This is a genomic window from Streptomyces zaomyceticus, assembly GCF_014656215.1.
Classification (GTDB): Bacteria; Actinomycetota; Actinomycetes; order Streptomycetales; family Streptomycetaceae; genus Streptomyces; species Streptomyces zaomyceticus.
The window spans coordinates 192,348-209,918 of record NZ_BNBZ01000006.1; the positions used below are offsets into that span (position 1 = coordinate 192,348).

Annotated in this window: 15 protein-coding genes; 10 read left to right on the forward strand and 5 right to left on the reverse strand. The window is 74.0% G+C overall.

The features are described 5' to 3' along the window. The gene (locus tag IE311_RS11140; RefSeq protein WP_189831457.1) at nt 1-2,106 is read left to right on the forward strand and encodes a prolyl oligopeptidase family serine peptidase; all 2,106 of its coding nucleotides are present in this window, start codon (nt 1-3) and stop codon (nt 2,104-2,106) included. Here the strand turns inward: IE311_RS11140 and IE311_RS11145 are convergent. Beyond that, entirely contained in the window at nt 2,054-3,037 is a 984-nt protein-coding gene (locus IE311_RS11145; RefSeq protein ID WP_189831458.1) for a helix-turn-helix domain-containing protein, read from the reverse strand. The two genes, IE311_RS11140 and IE311_RS11145, sit on opposite strands and share 53 nt — an antisense overlap. A 179-nt stretch (nt 3,038-3,216) precedes the next feature. Here IE311_RS11145 and IE311_RS11150 point away from each other — a divergent pair, with 179 nt between their 5' ends. Next, nucleotides 3,217-4,629 carry an aminopeptidase P family protein gene (locus IE311_RS11150; RefSeq protein ID WP_189831459.1) on the forward strand — a complete coding sequence of 471 codons (1,413 nt, stop codon included), beginning with the start codon at nt 3,217-3,219 and terminating at the stop codon, nt 4,627-4,629. Nucleotides 4,630-4,725: 96 nt separating this feature from the next. On the opposite strand, the gene IE311_RS11155 is transcribed toward IE311_RS11150, so the two are convergent. Then, nucleotides 4,726-5,688, reverse strand: a complete 963-nt coding sequence (locus IE311_RS11155; protein ID WP_189831460.1) for a PaaX family transcriptional regulator C-terminal domain-containing protein — start codon at nt 5,686-5,688, stop codon at nt 4,726-4,728. Further along, the gene (locus tag IE311_RS11160; RefSeq protein ID WP_189831461.1) at nt 5,685-6,308 is read right to left on the reverse strand and encodes a GNAT family N-acetyltransferase; all 624 of its coding nucleotides are present in this window, start codon (nt 6,306-6,308) and stop codon (nt 5,685-5,687) included. The genes IE311_RS11155 and IE311_RS11160 overlap by 4 nt, the downstream gene beginning before the upstream one ends. 96 nt (nt 6,309-6,404) lie before the next feature. Between IE311_RS11160 and IE311_RS11165 the strand changes: the two genes are divergently transcribed. The 5 genes from IE311_RS11165 to IE311_RS11185 all read left to right on the forward strand — a co-directional run bounded on the left by IE311_RS11165 (nt 6,405) and on the right by IE311_RS11185 (nt 11,543). Beyond that, the gene (locus IE311_RS11165; RefSeq protein WP_189831462.1) at nt 6,405-7,718 is read left to right on the forward strand and encodes a DUF418 domain-containing protein; all 1,314 of its coding nucleotides are present in this window, start codon (nt 6,405-6,407) and stop codon (nt 7,716-7,718) included. 164 nt (nt 7,719-7,882) lie between these two features. Beyond that, a complete protein-coding gene (locus IE311_RS11170) occupies nt 7,883-8,311 on the forward strand; it encodes a nuclear transport factor 2 family protein (protein ID WP_189831463.1) in 429 nt (142 codons plus the stop codon). Beyond that, nucleotides 8,308-9,798 carry a phytoene desaturase family protein gene (locus IE311_RS11175; protein WP_189831464.1) on the forward strand — a complete coding sequence of 497 codons (1,491 nt, stop codon included), beginning with the start codon at nt 8,308-8,310 and terminating at the stop codon, nt 9,796-9,798. Before IE311_RS11170 ends, IE311_RS11175 begins: the two co-directional genes overlap by 4 nt. A 19-nt stretch (nt 9,799-9,817) precedes the next feature. Then, nucleotides 9,818-10,960 carry a 2Fe-2S iron-sulfur cluster-binding protein gene (locus IE311_RS11180; protein WP_189831465.1) on the forward strand — a complete coding sequence of 381 codons (1,143 nt, stop codon included), beginning with the start codon at nt 9,818-9,820 and terminating at the stop codon, nt 10,958-10,960. A gap of 175 nt (nt 10,961-11,135) precedes the next feature. Next, on the forward strand, nt 11,136-11,543 hold the full coding sequence (locus IE311_RS11185; RefSeq protein WP_189831466.1) for an STAS domain-containing protein: 408 nt from the start codon (nt 11,136-11,138) through the stop codon (nt 11,541-11,543). Here IE311_RS11185 and IE311_RS11190 read toward each other — a convergent pair. Both IE311_RS11190 and IE311_RS11195 read right to left on the reverse strand, forming a co-directional pair. Continuing rightward, complete coding sequence (locus tag IE311_RS11190) at nt 11,504-12,202, reverse strand: response regulator (RefSeq protein ID WP_189831467.1); 699 nt, start codon at nt 12,200-12,202, stop codon at nt 11,504-11,506. The genes IE311_RS11185 and IE311_RS11190 overlap by 40 nt on opposite strands. After that, nucleotides 12,199-13,581: a sensor histidine kinase gene (locus IE311_RS11195; protein WP_229901848.1), complete on the reverse strand. Its 1,383-nt coding sequence runs from the start codon at nt 13,579-13,581 to the stop codon at nt 12,199-12,201. Before IE311_RS11195 ends, IE311_RS11190 begins: the two co-directional genes overlap by 4 nt. Before the next feature lie 264 nt (nt 13,582-13,845). Here IE311_RS11195 and IE311_RS11200 point away from each other — a divergent pair, with 264 nt between their 5' ends. The 3 genes from IE311_RS11200 to IE311_RS11210 are packed head-to-tail and all read left to right on the forward strand — an operon-like array spanning nt 13,846 to nt 17,500. Continuing rightward, nucleotides 13,846-14,541, forward strand: coding sequence for an ABC transporter ATP-binding protein (locus IE311_RS11200; protein ID WP_189831469.1), 696 nt, complete (start codon nt 13,846-13,848; stop codon nt 14,539-14,541). Further along, a complete protein-coding gene (locus IE311_RS11205) occupies nt 14,538-16,931 on the forward strand; it encodes an ABC transporter permease (protein ID WP_189831470.1) in 2,394 nt (797 codons plus the stop codon). The genes IE311_RS11200 and IE311_RS11205 overlap by 4 nt, the downstream gene beginning before the upstream one ends. A 53-nt stretch (nt 16,932-16,984) precedes the next feature. Then, nucleotides 16,985-17,500 (forward strand): PadR family transcriptional regulator, encoded by a 516-nt coding sequence (locus tag IE311_RS11210; protein ID WP_189831471.1) that lies wholly within the window; start codon nt 16,985-16,987, stop codon nt 17,498-17,500. The last annotated feature ends 71 nt before the right edge of the window (nt 17,501-17,571 follow it).

The following is a 17,571-nucleotide window of genomic DNA, read 5'->3' on the forward strand; positions in this document are numbered from 1 at the left end:
ATGCGGAACATGAGCGACGACGACCCGTACCTGTGGCTCGAGGACATCTCCGGCGAGGCCGCCCTCGCCTGGGTCGCCGAGCGGAACGCCGAGACGGCGGGCGCCGTAGCGGGTGACGACGGGTTCGCGGCTCTGCGGACACGGCTGCGCGAGGTGCTCGACGCCTCGGACCGCATCCCCTACACCGTGCGGCGCGGCCCCTACCTGTACAACTTCTGGCGCGACGCCGACCACGTCCGTGGAGTGTGGCGGCGGACGACCCTGGAGCGGTACCGCGAGGACACGCCCGAGTGGGAGGTGCTCCTCGACGTCGACGCGCTCGCCGCCGACGAGGACGAGAAGTGGGTCTGGGACGGTGCGCGCGTCCTGCGGCCGACGTACGACCGGGCCCTCGTACGCCTCTCGCGCGACGGCGGGGACGCCGTCGTCGTCCGCGAATTCGACCTCGGAACGCGGGAGTTCGTCGCCGACGGGTTCCGTCTCCCCGAGGCCAAGACACGGATCGGCTGGGTCGACGACGACACCGTCCTCGTCGGTACGGATCTGGGCCCCGGCTCGCTCACCGACTCCGGCTATCCGCGTACCGTCCGCAGATGGCGGCGCGGCACCCCCGTCGAGGACGCGGTACTCGTCTACGAGGCCGACCCGGCGGACGTGGCCGCCTGGGGCTACCGGGACACCACTCCCGGCTTCGAGCGCGAGTTCGTGGGCCGCTCCCTGGACTTCTTCCGCAGCGAGACGTACCTCCTGCGCCCCGACGGCACACGCGTGCGGATCGACGTGCCCGACGACGCGAGCGCCTACGCCCATCGCCAGTACCTGATCGTCACCCTCAAGTCCGCGTGGCTCGGGCAGCCGACGGGCTCGCTGCTCGCCTTCGGCTTCGACGCCTTCCTGGCGGGCGACCGCACTCCCGAGGTGCTGTTCACCCCCGACCCCCGGACCGCCCTCGCCGGACACACCTGGACGCGCAACCACCTCCTCCTGGAGACGATGCGGGACGTCAGCAACCACATCGAGGTGCTCGCCCCCGCCGCCGACGGCGGCGGCTGGACGCGCGAGCCGCTCGTCGGGGTTCCCGCCCTGTCCGCCGTCAGCGTCGTCGACACCGACCCGGACGAGTCCGACGAGTACTTCCTCGACGTGTCGGGCTTCCTCCAGCCGTCCACCCTCCACCTCGGGCGGATCGGCGCCGGCTCGGAGGTCCTCAAGCAGGCCCCGCACCACTTCGACTCCTCCGGCCTCACCGTCGACCAGCACTTCGCGACCTCCCGCGACGGCACGCGCGTCCCGTACTTCGTGATCGGCCCCGACCGCACCGCCGCGCCCGGCCCCGGCCCCGCCCTGCTCTACGGCTACGGCGGCTTCGAGGTCTCCCTCACCCCCTTCTACGGCGGAGTGACCGGCCGGGCCTGGCTGGAGCGCGGCGGCACCTACGTCATCGCGAACATCCGGGGCGGCGGCGAGTACGGCCCCGACTGGCACCAGGCCGCGCTCGGCGCCGAACGACCCCGTGCCTTCGAGGACTTCGCGGCCGTCGCCGAGGACCTCGTCGCACGCGGCATCACCACCCCGGCCATGCTCGGCGCCAAGGGCGGAAGCAACGGCGGACTCCTCATGGGCGCGATGCTCACCCGCCACCCCGAGCTGTTCGGCGCGATCGTCGCCCAGGTCCCGCTGCTCGACATGACCCGCTTCCACAAACTGCTCGCGGGCGCGTCGTGGATCGCCGAGTACGGCGACCCCGACGACGAGGCCGACCGCCCCCACCTGCTCGCACTCTCCCCGTACCACCGGCTCGCGGCGGACCGCGACTACCCGCCGGTCCTCCTGATGACCTCGACCCGCGACGACCGCGTCCACCCCGGCCACGCCCGCAAGACGGCGGCGCGCCTGCGGGAGCTCGGTCACCGGGTCCTGTTCCACGAGAACACCGGCGGCGGCCACGCGGGCGCCGGCGACAACGAACAGGCCGCCCACAACAGCGCGCTCGTGCACACCTACCTGTGGCAGCAGCTGACCCGTACCGAACGGCCGACCGTCCCCGGGCCGCTCACAGCCACCCCGAACGCTGCGCCTGCAACGCCATCTGGAACCGGCTCGTAGCACCGAGCCGGGCCATCAGGACCTGCACCCGGCGGAACAGCGTCCGACGGCTCACGCCGATCTCCCGGGCGATCACGTCGTCGCTCGCCCCGGCCGCCAACAGCCGGAGCAGCCGCCGGTCCGCCGGCAGCAGACCGGCGGGCCGGGCCGAACGGCCGTGGAAGGGCAGCGCGTTCTGCCAGGCCTGCTCGAACAGCGCCACCAGCGCGGAGAGCAGGCCGCACGGCTGCACGACCAGCATGGTGTTGTACACGTCCGTCTCCTTGATCGACAGGGCGACCAGCGCGTACGCGTCGTCGATGATCACGAGCTTCACCGGCACCGACGGCAGGACCCGCGCCTGCTCGCCCGCCTCGATACAGGGTTCGATGGAGTTCTCCAGCTGCCCCGGATACTCGAGGGACTCCCGGGAGTACACGACCCGCTGTGTCACCCCGCGGGCCAGGGTGGCCAGCGCGTCGTCCGTCGCTCCCTCGATCGGGAAGTACGGCGGGGAGTCGAACTGCCGGATCTGCTCCCGGGCACTCGCCCACGCCTGACGCATCCGGGGACCGATGGACTCCCCGGTCACCACCTCCACCAGCGGATCGTGGTACCCGGCGAGCCGATGCCGCCGGAACGACTCGAACGCGCCCCCGACGGTGATGCGGGACGCGTCGAGCTCGGCCGCCCTCCGCCGGCCGAGGATCTCGAGGCCCGCGGTCGGCGGCACCGGCGCCACCACGTCGGAACCCTCCTCGGCGGAGCTCGCCAGACCGCAGTCGACCAGCTCGCGGTACGCCTCCGTCAGCGCCGCGCCCTCGAGACCGGCCGCGGCACCGATCGCACTCAGCGGCCCGGGCCCGAGGTCCAGCAGCGTCCGGTAGACCAGGGCGCCCTCCTGCCCGATCCCCAGCAGCCGGAGTGCCTCACCGAGTTTCTCGTTCGCCATGCACCGATTATCGACGTCCCCGATCCCGGCCACGTGCCGGCAGGACACCTCCCGGCGCTGCCGGTGGCCGATTCGTGCCACTGGCGGTCTTCGGCAACCGGTGCGAGCGTCGCGGAGTACGTTCGCCCGGACGCCGGACCACGGCGGACGAGGAACTCACGCGGAAGAAGGTGCAGGACGTGGCGAAGGGTCGCAAGAACGGCCTCTACGAAGGCGTCTCCGAGGAGCTCTCCACCCTGATGAGGTCGGGGTGGGCGGACACCGAGCGGCACGGGCTCGAGCCCGACGAGCAGGCCCCGTACGCGGCCCGCCGCCGCGCGGCGCTCTCCGCGCGCTTCCCCGGCGAACGCCTCGTGATCCCCTCCGGCAACCTCAAGACCCGCTCCAACGACGACACCTACCCGTTCCGCCCGTACACCGGCTACGTCCACATGACGGGCGACCAGGCGCGTGACGGCGCCCTCGTGCTCGAACCCCGCGCCGACGGCGGCCACGACGCCTACTGCTACCAGCTGCCCCGCGACAGCCGCGACAACGACGAGTTCTGGATCGGATACACGGCCGAGCTGTGGATGGGCCGGCGCCGTTCCCTCGCCGAGTCCGAGACCGTCCTCGGACTGTCCTGTCGCGACGTCCGGACCGCCGCCGAGGACCTGGCCGCCGGCTCCGGCGTACCGACCCGCATCGTCCGCGGCATCGACCCGGCCCTCGAAGCCGCCGTCACCACCGACGAGGAGCGCGACATCGAGCTGGAGGGGGCGCTCAGTGACCTCCGGCTCGTCAAGGACGCCTGGGAGATCGGCGAGATGCGCAAGGCCGTGGACTCCACCGTCCGCGGCTTCACCGACTGCGTCGGCGAGCTCTCCCGGGCCGTCGCCTCCTCCGAGCGGTGGATCGAGGGCACCTTCTTCCGCCGGGCGCGCCTGGAGGGCAACCACGTCGGCTACGGCTCGATCTGCGCCGCGGGCGAGCACGCCACGATCATGCACTGGACGGACAACGACGGACCGGTCCGCCCCGGCGAACTGCTCCTGCTCGACGCCGGCGTGGAGACCCACTCCCTCTACACCGCCGACGTCACCCGCACCCTCCCCATCAGCGGCACCTTCACCCCCGTGCAGCGCCAGGTGTACGACGCGGTGTACGAGGCCCAGGAGGCCGGCATGGCCGCGGTCAAGCCGGGTGCCCCGTACCGCGACTTCCACGAGGCGTCCCAGCGGCACCTGGCGGCGCGCCTCGTCGAGTGGGGCTTCATCGAGGGCCCCGTCGACCGGGCGTACGAGCTCGGCCTCCAGCGCCGCTTCACCATGGCCGGCACCGGGCACATGCTCGGTCTGGACGTCCACGACTGCGCGCAGGCCCGCACGGAGGAGTACGTCGACGGCGTCCTCGAACCCGGCATGGTGCTCACCGTCGAGCCCGGGCTGTACTTCCAGCCCGACGACCTGACCGTGCCCGAGGAGTGGCGCGGGATCGGCGTCCGGATCGAGGACGACCTCGTCGTCACGGAGGAGGGCCACGAGAACCTCTCGGACGGACTGCCGCGCTCCTCGACCGAGGTTGAGGCGTGGATGGCCCGCTTCGCGGGCTGAGCCGGGGGGCCGAACCGGGCCGGGCCACCGGCCGACGGCGCCGCCGCGCCCCGTGTGCGGGGGGCGCGGCGGCGCCGTTCTCCGGTGGGCCCCCTGTCAGCGCGTCCGGTCGGCGAGGTCCTCGTACAGCGCGAAGAGGCGGGGAAGCGGCGAACCGGAGTCCGGCGCGGGGGTCTTCGTCAGTGCCGTCCAGGCGGAGGCGAAGACCTCGCGGGCCCGGGCGCCGGGCCACGGCCGGGGGAGCAGCTCGGGCGGGAGCAGGGGGTCGGGCCGCATCGCGTACGTGAACGCGGCGGCGAGCCGGACGGCGAGCGTCAGCCGCCCGGGGGCCGTGAGGGGTTCGCGGTCCGTGGGTCCGGGACGACCGGGCCGGTCCAGGCAGGAGCGCGCGAAGACGGCCAACCGTTCGTGCCGGGCGGCGATCTCGTCCAGGGGCCAGAGCGCGGCGGCCAGCGCACGGGGTTCGGAGAGCGCCCCGATCCGCAGGTCGGCGCTGGTGAGGCAGGTGAGTTGGGACGCGACCCCGAGCTGGTGGGCCCGGGCCTCGACCAGCGGTGCGATCGGGTTCGCGGCGGCGTACAGGCCCCCCTGGAGCGGGGTGGCGCCGAGGCCGAGCAGAGTGTCGCGGAGCGCGTCGCGCGCGGCTCGCGCGGATTCCGGGACGGCGAAGGCGAAGAGGTGCCAGCGGCCGTCCCAGGGCGCGAGCCCGTGGTCCTGGCGGTAGGCGAAGCGGACGTGATCTGCATCGGGCGCGAACGAGCCGGTGGGGTCGGCCACCGCGCGCAGGACGGCCTTGCGCCCCCGGCCCTCGTGGGTGAAGCGGCCCTCCGCGACGAGGCGTTTGACGCAGAGCCGGACCTGCTGGTCGCTCATGGAGAGCAGTCCGGCGACGGTGTAGAGCTCCCCGGCGTCGACCGTGCCGTCCGTCCGGACGAGGGCGTGCACGAGGGTGCGGGTGGAGACGGTGTTCCAGGGGGTGGCGGAGCCGTCGGGGGCTTCCGGGGCTTCGGGCGCGGGGATTCCGGAGGCTTCGGGGGCTTCCGGGGTTCCGGGGGTCATGAGGTCTCCTGGCCGGGGCGGGAGTCGGCCGCGGTGACGGGCCGGTGCAGGGTGGTGACGGCGCCGAAGCCCATCAGGCCGCGCAGATACGGGGTGTTCTCGGTGCGGACGGCGACGAAGCCGTGCCGTTCGTACAGGGCACGGGCGCGCGGGTTCACATCGATGACGTCGAGCCGTACACGGCGGCAGCGGGCCTCGGCGGCCACCGCGGCGATCTCGCGCAGGAGCCGGCCGCCGATCCCCGTGCCCCGGTGTTCGGGGGCGACCGCGATCCCGTCCATCACCAGTTCGCGGGCGGCGGGGCGACGTTCCAGGAGGGCGAGGAGCGCCAGGCGGTGCAGCCCGCGCAGCGCGCCGTACGCGGCGAGGACGTCCGAGGCTCCGCCGCCGGTGAGCCCGCGCCCGCCGAGCCGGTAGCCCGCCACTCCCGCCACCTCGCCGTCGACGAGCGCGGTGACGCCCCGGTCGTGGTGGAGGTGGGCCGCGAGGAAGGCGCGGGCCTTGTCGGGCGGGTTCAGCGCGGCGCCGAGTTTGCGTCCGAACGCCTCCCAGTACAGCGCGGCGACCCTGGCCTCGCTCCCCTCGGGCACCCCTCGGCGCACCACCGGCCGCGTGTTCATGCCACTCCTCCTCGTCGGGACGGGCTTGCACTATCGATCGTAGTACGTTCATTCTCGATACGAGCGTTTTGGAATCGATAGATCTGGGGGAAGGTCATGAATCCACGAGCGGTGGAGCGGGGAACCGTCGATCCGACAGCCGACGTAGGCGCAGGCTCGGGCGCTGGCACTGGCACACACACCGGCGCAGGCGCCGGCGGGCGACTCGCGCAGGTCGACGCCCTGCGCGGCTTCGCCCTGCTGGGCATCCTCGTCGTCAACATCGGCTACATGGCGTCGACCTACCACGGCTCGGGCCTGGAGGACCCCGGCTTCGCCTCGCCCCTCGACGGGGCGGTCCGATGGTTCGTCACGGTGTTCTTCGAGGCCAAGTTCTTCCTGCTGTTCTCGTTCCTCTTCGGCTACAGCTTCACGCTCCAGCTCGACTCCGCGGAGCGGAGCGGTGCCCGCTTCGCCCCGCGCTTCCTGCGGCGCCTGGCGGGCCTGTTCGTGCTCGGCGCCCTGCACGCGGTCCTGCTGTTCCCGGGCGACATCCTCACCACGTACGCCGTGCTCGGCCTGATCCTGCTCGCCGCCCGCCGGCTCCGGCCGCGCACGGCCGTCCGTACCGCCGTGGCCCTCTTCGCCGTGACCGCCGCGTGGTACGTCCTGCTCGCCGTCGGTGTGCACCTGGCGGGCGGTGCGGGCGTGGACCCGGGTGCGGCCGCGGAGGCCGAGCGCGCCGCCGACGCGCTGCGCGGCGGCGCGGGCGCCGTGATCGGGGAGCACCTGCGGCAGCTCCCCGACGTCGTGTTCCTGCTGGCCTTCTTCCAGGCCCCGGCCGCCTTCGCCGCCTTCCTCCTGGGCCTCGCCGCCGGGCGGGCCCGCGCGCTCGGTGACCTCGCCCGGCACCGCACGACGCTGGTCCGGCTCCAGTGGGCGGGCTTCACGCTCGGGCTCCTCGGCGGTGTCGTGTACGCCCACGCGAGCCTGGTGCGCCCGGGAGGCGCGTACCAGATCCTCGCCCTGGGCGTCGACGTCGTCACGGCGCCGCTGCTCGCCGCCGCCTACGCGGCCACCCTGCTCCGGATCACCCAGGGGCGGTTCGGCGGGCGGACGGTGGCTGCACTCGGTCCCGTGGGCGGCATGACCCTCACCGGCTATCTCACCCAGTCCCTCGTCTGCGCCCTGCTGTTCACGGGGTACGGGGCGGGCCTCGTGGGCCGGGTGTCGCCGCCGGTGGTGCTCGCGATCGCCCTCACGCTCTTCGCCGCGCAGATCGTCGTGAGCCGGTGGTGGCTCCGGAGCCGTCGGTACGGCCCCGTCGAATGGCTGCTGCGGGCGTGGACCACGCTGACCCGGCCGCCCCTCCGGCGCACGGAGGGGACCGCGGTGGCGGCCCCGGTGTCCCCGGCGGCGCGGGAAGGCTGAGCGGGGGCGGGGTGCGGCCGGGGTGCGACGGGCGCGGGCGGTGGATGGAGGCCGGGATGCCGGGGCGGCCGGGGAGGCGTCGGTGGTCGTGCTCTGGACGCGGCGCGAGGGATGCGGTTAGCTGCACTTGCACCTAATCAACAAATTGCATAGAGAGTCGCGCCATGCATCCGTTCCGTAAGGCCGTCGAGAACCGGGACCACGCCGCCATCGAGGCCCTGCTCGCCGAGAACGTCGTCTTCACCAGCCCGGTGGCCTTCCGGCCGTACCCCGGCAAGGCCATCACCGCCGCGATCCTGCGCGGGGTCATCCGCGTCTTCACCGATTTCCGGTACGTCCGCGAGATCGGCAGCGAGGACGGCCGTGACCACGCCCTCGTCTTCACCGCGAAGGTCGGCGACATGGAGATCAACGGCTGCGACTTCCTCCACTTCGACGAGGAGGGCAGGATCGACGACTTCATGGTCATGGTCCGCCCCCTCTCCGCCGCGCAGGCGCTCTCCGCCGCCATGGGCGCCCAGTTCGACCGCATCAAGGCGGAGGCCCTCGCGGCGACGGAGGCCGCCGACACCGCCTCCGAGGGCGAGCGGTGAGCGGCGCCGACTTCGACGCCGTCGTCATCGGCGCGGGCAACGCGGGCCTCACCGCAGCCGCCACACTCCAGCGCGCCGGCGCCCGCACCCTGCTCGTCGAGCGCCACAACGTGCCCGGCGGCTGTGCGACCTCCTTCCGGCGGGGACGCTTCGAGTTCGAGGTCGCGCTGCACCAGCTCTCCGGCATCGGCGCCGAGGGCCAGGCGTTCTCCCTGCGCCCCCTCTTCGACGGGCTCGGCATCGGCGACCGGCTGACCTGGGTCCGCGAGCCCGACCTCTACCGCACGGTGGTGCCCGGCAGCTTCGACGTGACGCTCCCGGCCGACTGGGAGGGCGCGACCGCGACCCTGGACGCGCACTTCCCGGGCAACCGCGCCCGCCTCGACCGCTTCTTCGCCCTCGTGCGCGACCTCACGTTCTGGCAGATCGCGGCCATGCGCGGCACACCGGCCGACCAGGTGGACGAGCTCTTCTTCCGGCACGGGCTGCGGCCCGCGCGGGACGTCCTCGACGAGCACTTCGAGGACGAGCGGCTCAAGGCGGTCCTGTCCTCCTACTGGGGCTACCTCGGCCAGCCCCCGTCCCGGCTGCCCTTCCAGGATCTCGCGCTGGTCCTCTTCGCGTACCTGGAGTTCAAGCCCTGGCACGTACGGGGCGGTTCGCAGGCGATGTCCGGCGCGATCCTCGACGCGTTCCTGGAGGCCGGCGGCGAGGTGCGGTTCCACACATCGGTGGAGGCGATCCTGACGCGCGGCGGGAAGGCCGTCGGCGTACGGCTCGACGACGGCCAGGAGGTGAGCGCGACCGACGTCGTCTCCAACGCCTCCCTGCCCCTCACCTACGGCATGCTCGACGGCCTCGACATCCCCGCCGCCGTCCGCGCCGACCTCGCCACCCGCCGGATCGGAGTCTCCGGCTTCGTCCTGCACATGGGCCTCGACGCCACACCGGCGGAGCTCGGGTTCACGACGAGCACCACCTTCGTCAACACCGACCTGGACGCCGACCGCACCTCCGCCTCCTGGCACACCCGGGAGCCCGCCCGGGGGATCTGCGTCACCTCGTACGACGTCGAGCCGATCGGCTTCGCACCGAGCGGGGCCACCCACGTCAGCCTGATGACCCTCCAGTACGGCTCCGCCTGGGACGGCGTCGCCCCCGCCGCGTACGCGCGGGAGAAGTTCGCCTACGCCGAGACGCTGCTCGACCTGGTCGAGACCGTCACCCCCGGCATCCGGGGCGCGATCGAGGAGGTCGACGTCGCCACCCCGCTCACCATGAGCCGCTACCTGGGCCACCCCGGCGGGGCGATCTACGGCTACGACCAGGATGCCACCGAGAGCTGGCAGTTCCGCGACAGCGAACGCCGCCCGCACGTCCCGGGGCTCCACCTCGCCGGCTCCTGGTCCGGCATGGGCGGCTTCCAGCCCACCCTCGAAGCCGGCGTGCGCGTGGCCCGTCGCCTGCTGCGCTCCAAGGCCGCCTGAAGAGACCCGGGAGACATCTGTGACGCCTCATCACCTCGCCGCGCGCTTCGCCGGGGCGGACGCCGTCCGGGACGAGATCGCGGCCCGCGCCGCGGACACCGCCGACCACGCCGCCCCGACCCGCCGCGCCGTCGAAGCCCACCACCCGCGACGGCTCGACCTCCTGGTCGACCGGGTCGTCGACGAGACGCCGAGCACCCGTACCTTCCGGCTGCGCCGTCCGGACGGGGCCGACCTGCCGCCCTTCCTCGCCGGGCAGTACGTGGGGGTGTTCGCGGACGGCACCAACCGGCCGTACGCGATCTCCTCCAGCCCCGCCGACCTCCGCCACTACGACCTGACCGTGCGCCGCGTGCCCGGCGGACGGATCAGCAACCATCTCCTCGACACCCTCGCCGCCGGCCGGGCCGTGACGACCACCGGCCCGCAGGGCACCTTCCACCACAACCCGCTCTTCCACGGAGAGGACGTGGTCTTCCTCGCCGGCGGCTCCGGCGTCGTACCCGCGACGAGCATGATCCGGGAGATCGCCGACCGGGGCCTCGACCGGCGCTTCCACCTCCTCTACGGCTCCCGGTCCCTCGACGACATCCTGTTCCGCGCGGAACTCGACGTGCTCGCCGCCGACCACCCCCACATCCGGGTCCACCACGTCCTCCAGCACCCGGACCCGCGCTGGTCGGGCCCCACCGGACTGCTGACCGCCGAGCTCGTCACCGAACTCGCCGGACCCCTCGACGGGCGGATGGTGTACGTGTGCGGGCCGCAGGCCCTCTACCCGTACGCCCTCGGCCAGCTCACCGAGCGGCTCGGACACCCGCGCCGCCGGATCCGCTTCGAGGCCAACGGCGCTCCCGCCGACCCCACCGCGCAGCGGCACTGGCCGGACGGCACCGACCCGGCGCGGGAGGTCACGGTCGCCACCCGCGGCACCGCGTTCCGCACCCGGCGCGGCCGCCCCCTCCTGGACGCCCTGGAGGACGCCGGCGTCCGTCCCGAGTCCGCCTGTCGCTCCGGCGAGTGCGGTCTCTGCCGGATCCGTGTCCTCAAGGGCGAGGTCCACCACGCGGAGGAGGCCCGGCTCCGGCTCTCCGACCCGGACTCGGGCTACGCGCACGCCTGCGTCGCTTACCCCCTGACGGACGTGGAACTGGACGTCTGAGGCGCGCGGGGAGGGCCGGCGCTCGTACGCGGACGTGGGGCTCGGGCGTACGGACGAGATCGAACGGCCCGACTGTTCACCGATTCAGGTGACAGCGGCCGAGGCGAAACGTCCCTCCCCGCAGCGGGGCGGCCACGCTCGAAGCGACACATGGAGCCACCCTGTGGAGCGTCCGATGCAGCTGATCCCCCGTCATGACCCGTACCTCGTCGTCCGCTCGACCGGCGGTGACACCGTCGCCTTCCTCCGCGGTGAGCTCGATCTCGTCCTCGTACGGCACCTGCGGCCCGATCTGGACGCCCTCGTCCGGGAGTCCGACGCCCTGACCGTCGACATCCGGCGCCTCACGTTCTGCGACGCCACCGGGCTCGGCCTCCTCGCCCACTGCGCCGGGCGCACACGGCAGCGCGGCGCGCGCTGGAGACTCGTCTGCGACCAGCCGTGGATCCTCCGGCTCATCCGCCTGACGGCGCTGTGCGACCTCCTGTGCCCGGAGGCCGCGCGGCCGGACGGACCCGAGTCCCTGTCCGGGCCTGCGGACCCTCAATCGTCCGACCCCGGGGTGATCAGACCCGTCTCGTAGGCGGCGATCACGGCCTGCGCCCGGTCGCGCAGCCGGAGCTTCGACAGGATGCGGGCGACATGCGTCTTCACCGTCGCCTCACTCAGGCGGAACCGCTCGGCCAGCTCGGCGTTGCTGTGGCCGCGCGCCAGGGCCTCCAGGACCTCACGTTCGCGCGGGGTCAGCGTGGCCAGTTCCCGGTGCGGGGCGGCCGCCCGCCCGCCGGACGTCGCGAAGCGCGCCACCAGACGGCGGGTGATCGCCGGGGCGAGGAGCGCGTCGCCCGACCGGACGAGCCGCACCGCCGCCGTCAGGTGCTCGGGGGTCACGTCCTTGAGCAGGAAGCCGCTCGCACCCGCGTCGAGCGCCGCGTACACGTACTGGTCGAGGTCGTAGGTGGTGAGGACGACGATCCTGGGCGGCCTCGGCCCGTCCGCCCCGTCCGTGTTCCCGGCCCTGTCCGCGAGGATGCGGCGGGTGGCCTCCAGGCCGTCGGTGCCGGGCATCCGGATGTCCATCAGGACCACGTCCGGCCGGGTCCGCCGCACCGCGGCCACCGCCGCGTCACCGTCGGCGGCCTCCCCGACCACGTCGATGCCGTCGGCGGCGAGGATCATCCGGAAACCGGTCCGCACCAGGGCCTGGTCGTCGACGATCACCACCCTCGGAGCGTCGGTCACGGAGCCTCCCACGGAATCACCGCCCGGACCTCGTACCCGCCGCCCGGGCCCCTGCCCGTCCGCAGCGTACCGCCGTACACCGCGAGCCGTTCCCGCAGACCGAGCAGGCCGTGCCCGCCGCCCGGGAACGCCGCCCCACGCTCGGGCCGGCCCTTCGGGGCGCCGGGGCCGGCAGCGCCCGTGTCGCACACCTCCACACGGAGCCGGCGGGGCTCGTAGGCCACGGTGACCGAGACCCGCGCGCCCGGTGCGTGCTTCACGACGTTCGTCAGCGCCTCCTGCACCACCCGGTAGGCGGCGAGGTCCACCCCGGCCGGCAGCGCGACCGGTTCGCCCTCCACCGTCACCCCCACCGGCACCCCGGAGGCCCGCACCCGGTCCGTCAGCTCCGTCAGCCGGTCCAGGCCCGGTTGCGGGGCGAGGTCCACGTCGACGGCCGGGTAGGGGCCGTCCGCGGCCATCGTGAGCAGCCCCATCACGTGCCGCAGCTCCGACATGGCCGTCCGCCCCGCCGCCTCCACCGCGAGCATCGCCTCGCGGGCCAGGTCGGGGGAGGTGTCGAGCACCGTGCGCGCGGCACCGGCCTGGATCGTCATCATGCTGACGTTGTGGGTCACCACGTCGTGCAGCTCCCGCGCGATCCGGGACCGCTCCGCCTCCACCGCCCGCCGCAGCTCGGCCTCCCGCCCGTCACGCAGCGCCCGCTCCCGCCGGCGCCACAGATGGACACCGTGCGAGGCGAGGGCGATCGGCAGCAGGACGAGCAGGGGGACGAAGCCCTCGTCCACTTCCGGAACCAGGGGAAACACCGCGTACAGCACCGCACCCGCGACGAGGGAGACGACCACCGCCGTGCGGTGCGGGCTGTACATCGCCGCGCTGTACGCCGCGACCAGACCCGACGCGAAGGTGACCGTGGTCGCGTCGGCGGCGACATGGCCCTGGTGCAGGAGCACCGTCGTGCCCATCACCACCCAGTAGACGGTCAGCGGACAACGGCGGCGCAGCACCAGCGGCAGCGCCGTCAGCGCGGCCGCGAGCAACTCCCAGGACTCGGCCGGGGGAAGCAGATACTCCACCGCCCCGGGACGGGGAACCGCCGGGAGCTCCGGGGGGACGGGCGGCGAGGGCGCCGGGAACGCGGACGCTGCCCCCGGCGGCGACGGGATCGGCGGCGGCGCCGGGACAGGGAACGGAGGGTCGCCCGGATCCGGATGGACGTCCACGTACGAGCGGTTCAGATCACCCACGATCGTCGTGATCGCGAGCGCCAGGGCGAGCAGCCCGTCGGCCGCCCATGCCCAGCGGGACGACGGGGGCGGCGTACCGAAGGTCCGGTGTCCGCGCACCCGGTCGACGAGTTCCTCGTACCAGCTCACCGGTGCAGTCTGCCAAGGCGGGCGGAGCGGGCGGATCAGCCCCTGGGACCAGCCCTCCGCTCCCGGGGAGTACATCGCACGGATGACGTGGTCGCGCCTCCACCGCGGACGGTACGGATCTTCGGCACCGAGGCCGACGCGCCCGTGGCGGGACCGCTCCTAGCGTCGGTACGGCGCGGGGCACGGCCGACGGGATCGCCGCCGGGAGCCGGCCGGCCGCGCTCTCTCCGACGCCGTCTCCCGCACCCGAGCCCTGGAGGGCCCATGACCGGACCCGAGCCCCTGATCGAGCTGAACGACGTCGGGAGGACGTACGACGACGACCGGGCCGCGCTGTCCGGGCTGACCCTGCGTGTCGCACGGGGCGAGGCGCTCGCCGTCCTCGGTCCCTCCGGCAGCGGCAAGTCGACCCTGCTCAACCTTCTCGCGGGCCTGGACCGGCCGACCACCGGCGAGGTGACGGTGGACGGACTGCGCGTCGACCGACTGAACGAGACCGCGTCCGCCACCTACCGGCGCAGCCGGATCGGGATGGTGTTCCAGTTCTTCAACCTCCTCGACGACCTCACCGTCACCGACAACGTGCTGCTCCCGGCCCAGCTCGCCGGGATGCCACGGGCCCGGGCGGCGGCGCGGGCCGCCGAACTCCTGGAGCGGCTCGGCGTCGCCCGGCACGCGCGCGTGCACCCCGGCCGCCTCTCCGGGGGCGAGCGGCAACGCGTCGCCGTCGCACGGGCCCTGATGAACCGGCCGCCGCTGCTCCTCGCCGACGAGCCGACCGGCGCGCTGGACACCGCGTCCGGCGCGGACGTCCGCGATCTCCTCCGGGAGCTGAACGCCGAGGGGCAGACCATCGTCCTGGTGACCCACGACCTGGCGCTCGCCGAGGCCTGCGCGACCCGCACGATCGAACTCGTCGACGGCCGCGTCGCCAGGGACGTCCTGGCGGTGTCCCGATGAGCGGCGGCGCTCTCGGCCGGGTCGTGCGCGCGGGGGTCGGACGGCGGCGTACCCAGACCGCGGTGATGGTGCTGACCACGTTGCTGTCCGTCGCCTCCGCCGTCCTCGCGGTCGGCCTCCTCGTCGCCTCGGGCGCCCCGTTCGACCGGGCCTTCTCCCAGCAGCGCGGGGCGCATCTGACCGTGCGGTTCGCCGGTTCGGCCGACAGCGCGGGGGCCTGGCCGGCCGCGACGGCGCAGGCGCCCGGAGTCGCCGCGGCCGCCGGCCCGTTCGCCCTCGTCTCCGTACGTCTCCGTACGGACGGAACGGCGACTCCTCCCGGGTTCGAACCGCCGCCCCTGACCGTGGTCGGCCGGGCGTCCGCCGCGGGGGCCGTGGACGCGGTGACCCTGGTGGAGGGCCGATGGGCGCAGGCCGCGGGTGAGGTCGTCCTGGAACGGGGTTCCCGACCGCCGGGCGCGGAGGTGGGGACCCGCCTGACCGCCGGGAGCGTCGTCCTCACCGTGGTCGGCATCGCCGGGTCCGCCGGGGAGAGCGCCGACGCCTGGGTCGTACCGGCGCAGCTCACGGCGCTCGCGGGGGAACGCCCGACCGCGTTCCAGATGCTCTACCGGTTCACCGCCGCCGACACGCGCGCGGAGGTCGAGGCGGGTCGCGGGGCGATCGTCGCCGCGGCCCCGGCGGGAGCGGTCGTCGGGGCCCGGTCCTACCTCGACGTCCGTGAGACCGCCCAGGAGAACACGGCGGCCTTCGTGCCCTTCGTGACCGCGTTCGCCCTCCTCGGGCTCGCGATGTCCGTCCTGGTGATCGGCATCGTGGTGAGCGGCGCCGTGGGCGCCGCGACCCGCCGGATCGGCATCCTCAAGGCACTCGGCTTCACCCCGTTCCAGGTCGGCCGGGCGTATGTGGCACAGGCCCTGATCCCGGGTTCCGCGGGGGTTCTGCTCGGTGTCGCCCTCGGCAACGTGCTCGCCGTTCCCCTCATGGCCGAGGTGGCGGAGACGTACGGGACGACGGCCGTCCTCATCCCGCTCTGGGTGGACGTCGTGGTACCGGCGGCCGCCCTCGCGGTGGTTGCCGGGGCCGCCTTCGGCCCCGCGCTGCGCGCGGCCCGGATGCCGACCGCGGCGGTGCTCCGCCTCGGCGAGTCCGCCGCGGGCGGGGGCGGCCTCCGGATCCGCGGCCTGCTCGGACGGCTGCCGCTGCCGCGCCCCGTGACCCTGGGCCTGGCCGCGCCCTTCGCCCGCCCGGCGCGCGCGGCGAGTACGGCCGCGGCGGTGGCCTTCGGCGCCCTCGCGGTGACGTTCGCGGTGGGACTCGGGAGCACCCTGGTCGCGGTGAAGACCGACGGGGATCCGGACAAGGGCGGTGACGTCACCGTCCGCACGGTGGCGCGGCCGGACGACCCGGCACCGGGCCGGCCGGGTGCCGAGGACGGCGGACCGGGGGTGCCCCTGCCGGGGAAGCCGGCCGATCCGGCCGCGGTCGCGGCGGCGATCGCCGCGCTCCCGGGCACCGCCTCCGTGTACCGGACCGCGGGGACCCAGGTGGAGGTGGCGGGGCTCAAGGGCGGCGCGCCGCTCGTCGCGTACGAGGGGAGCACCGCGGGCAGTCCGCACACGATGGTCTCCGGCCGCTGGTTCGCGGCCGTGGGCGAGGCGGTGGCCCCGACACGGTTCCTCCGCGCGACGGGGGTGCGCGTGGGCGACACGGTCACCCTGTCCGAACAGGGGCGCACCGTACGGGTGCGGATCGTGGGCGAGGTCTTCGACCTGGGCGGCGACGGCATGACCCTGCGCAGCGATACCGCGTCCGTCGCCGCGCTGCGGCCTCCCTACATGCCGGCGGACTTCGCCGTCACCGTCGCCCCGGGCACGGACCCCGCGGACTACGCCGAGCGGCTGGACGCCGCCGTCTCCCCGCTGGGCGCGGAGGCGGCGGTCACGGAGGCGGGCAAATCGAGCGTCATCCGGGCGATGCAGGCCCTGATCGTCATGCTCACGCTGATGCTGGTCGTCGTCGCCTGTCTCGGGGTGCTCAACACGGTGGTCCTCGACACCCGTGACCGCGTGCGGGACCTGGGCGTGTACAAGGCGCTCGGGATGACCCCGCGGCAGACCGTCGTACAGGTCCTCACCTCGGTCGGCACCATCGGCCTGGTGGCGGGCGCGGTCGGGGTGCCGCTCGGCGTGGCACTGCACCGCCAGGTCATGCCCGCCATGGGCCGCGCGGTCGGCACCACGATCCCGTCCGCCGACATCGACGTCTACGGCGCGCCGCTGCTGGCACTTCTCGCGACCGCCGGTGTGGTGATCGCGACGGCCGGCGCCCTGCTCCCGGCGGGCTGGGCGGCCGGGGCGGCGACGGCACGGGCCCTGCGGGCGGAGTAGCGGGGCAGCGGAGGGAGGGGGCGGGGCCGGGCCCTCGCGATACCGTCGGACGCATGTCTGAAGTCCGGTTGACCACGCCCTCCTTCCTCGTGCTGGGCATCATCGACAAGCTGGGTGAGGCCAGCCCGTACGACGTGAAGGTCGAGGCCGCGCGGACCGTGGCACCGTTCTGGTCCATGCCCCACGCACAGGTCTACGCCCAGTGCGACCGGCTCCTGGAGGCGGGGCTGCTCTCGGAGGTCAGACAGACCGGGGGGCGGAACCGACGCCTGATGAAGCTCACCGGCGAGGGCACGGCGGCGCTCCGCGGCTGGCTGGCGGACCCCGACTTCGTCCCGGTCGAGGCGCGCGAACGCGGCATCCTCAAGCTGTGGTTCGGTGCGAGCCCGCGCGTCCACGCCCCGGTGCAGATCGAGGAGCACCGGCGGACCCTGGACGAGTACGAGGAACTCGCGGGTGACGTGGGTGAGTTGCTGACGCGCGGGCAGCGCGAGGCCCTGGAGTTCGGCATCCGGTACGAGCGGATGATGGTCGATTTCTGGCACTGGGTCGAGAGCCGCGAGTCCTGATTCCCGTCCGCGGGTCCTGATTCTTGTTACCGACCGGTTGACCCCGGCGGTGCCCCGTCCTACCTTCCTCC

Bases quoted from the DNA above. Each gene is read 5' to 3' on its own strand.
- IE311_RS11140 (WP_189831457.1), top strand. From the start codon at position 1: ATGCGGAACATGAGCGACGACGACCCGTACCTGTGGCTCGAGGACATC.
- IE311_RS11145 (WP_189831458.1), bottom strand. From the start codon at position 3,037: ATGGCGAACGAGAAACTCGGTGAGGCACTCCGGCTGCTGGGGATCGGG.
- IE311_RS11155 (WP_189831460.1), bottom strand. From the start codon at position 5,688: ATGACCCCCGGAACCCCGGAAGCCCCCGAAGCCTCCGGAATCCCCGCG.
- IE311_RS11160 (WP_189831461.1), bottom strand. From the start codon at position 6,308: ATGAACACGCGGCCGGTGGTGCGCCGAGGGGTGCCCGAGGGGAGCGAG.
- IE311_RS11165 (WP_189831462.1), top strand. From the start codon at position 6,405: ATGAATCCACGAGCGGTGGAGCGGGGAACCGTCGATCCGACAGCCGAC.
- IE311_RS11170 (WP_189831463.1), top strand. From the start codon at position 7,883: ATGCATCCGTTCCGTAAGGCCGTCGAGAACCGGGACCACGCCGCCATC.
- IE311_RS11185 (WP_189831466.1), top strand. From the start codon at position 11,136: ATGCAGCTGATCCCCCGTCATGACCCGTACCTCGTCGTCCGCTCGACC.
- IE311_RS11200 (WP_189831469.1), top strand. From the start codon at position 13,846: ATGACCGGACCCGAGCCCCTGATCGAGCTGAACGACGTCGGGAGGACG.
- IE311_RS11205 (WP_189831470.1), top strand. From the start codon at position 14,538: ATGAGCGGCGGCGCTCTCGGCCGGGTCGTGCGCGCGGGGGTCGGACGG.
- IE311_RS11210 (WP_189831471.1), top strand. From the start codon at position 16,985: ATGTCTGAAGTCCGGTTGACCACGCCCTCCTTCCTCGTGCTGGGCATC.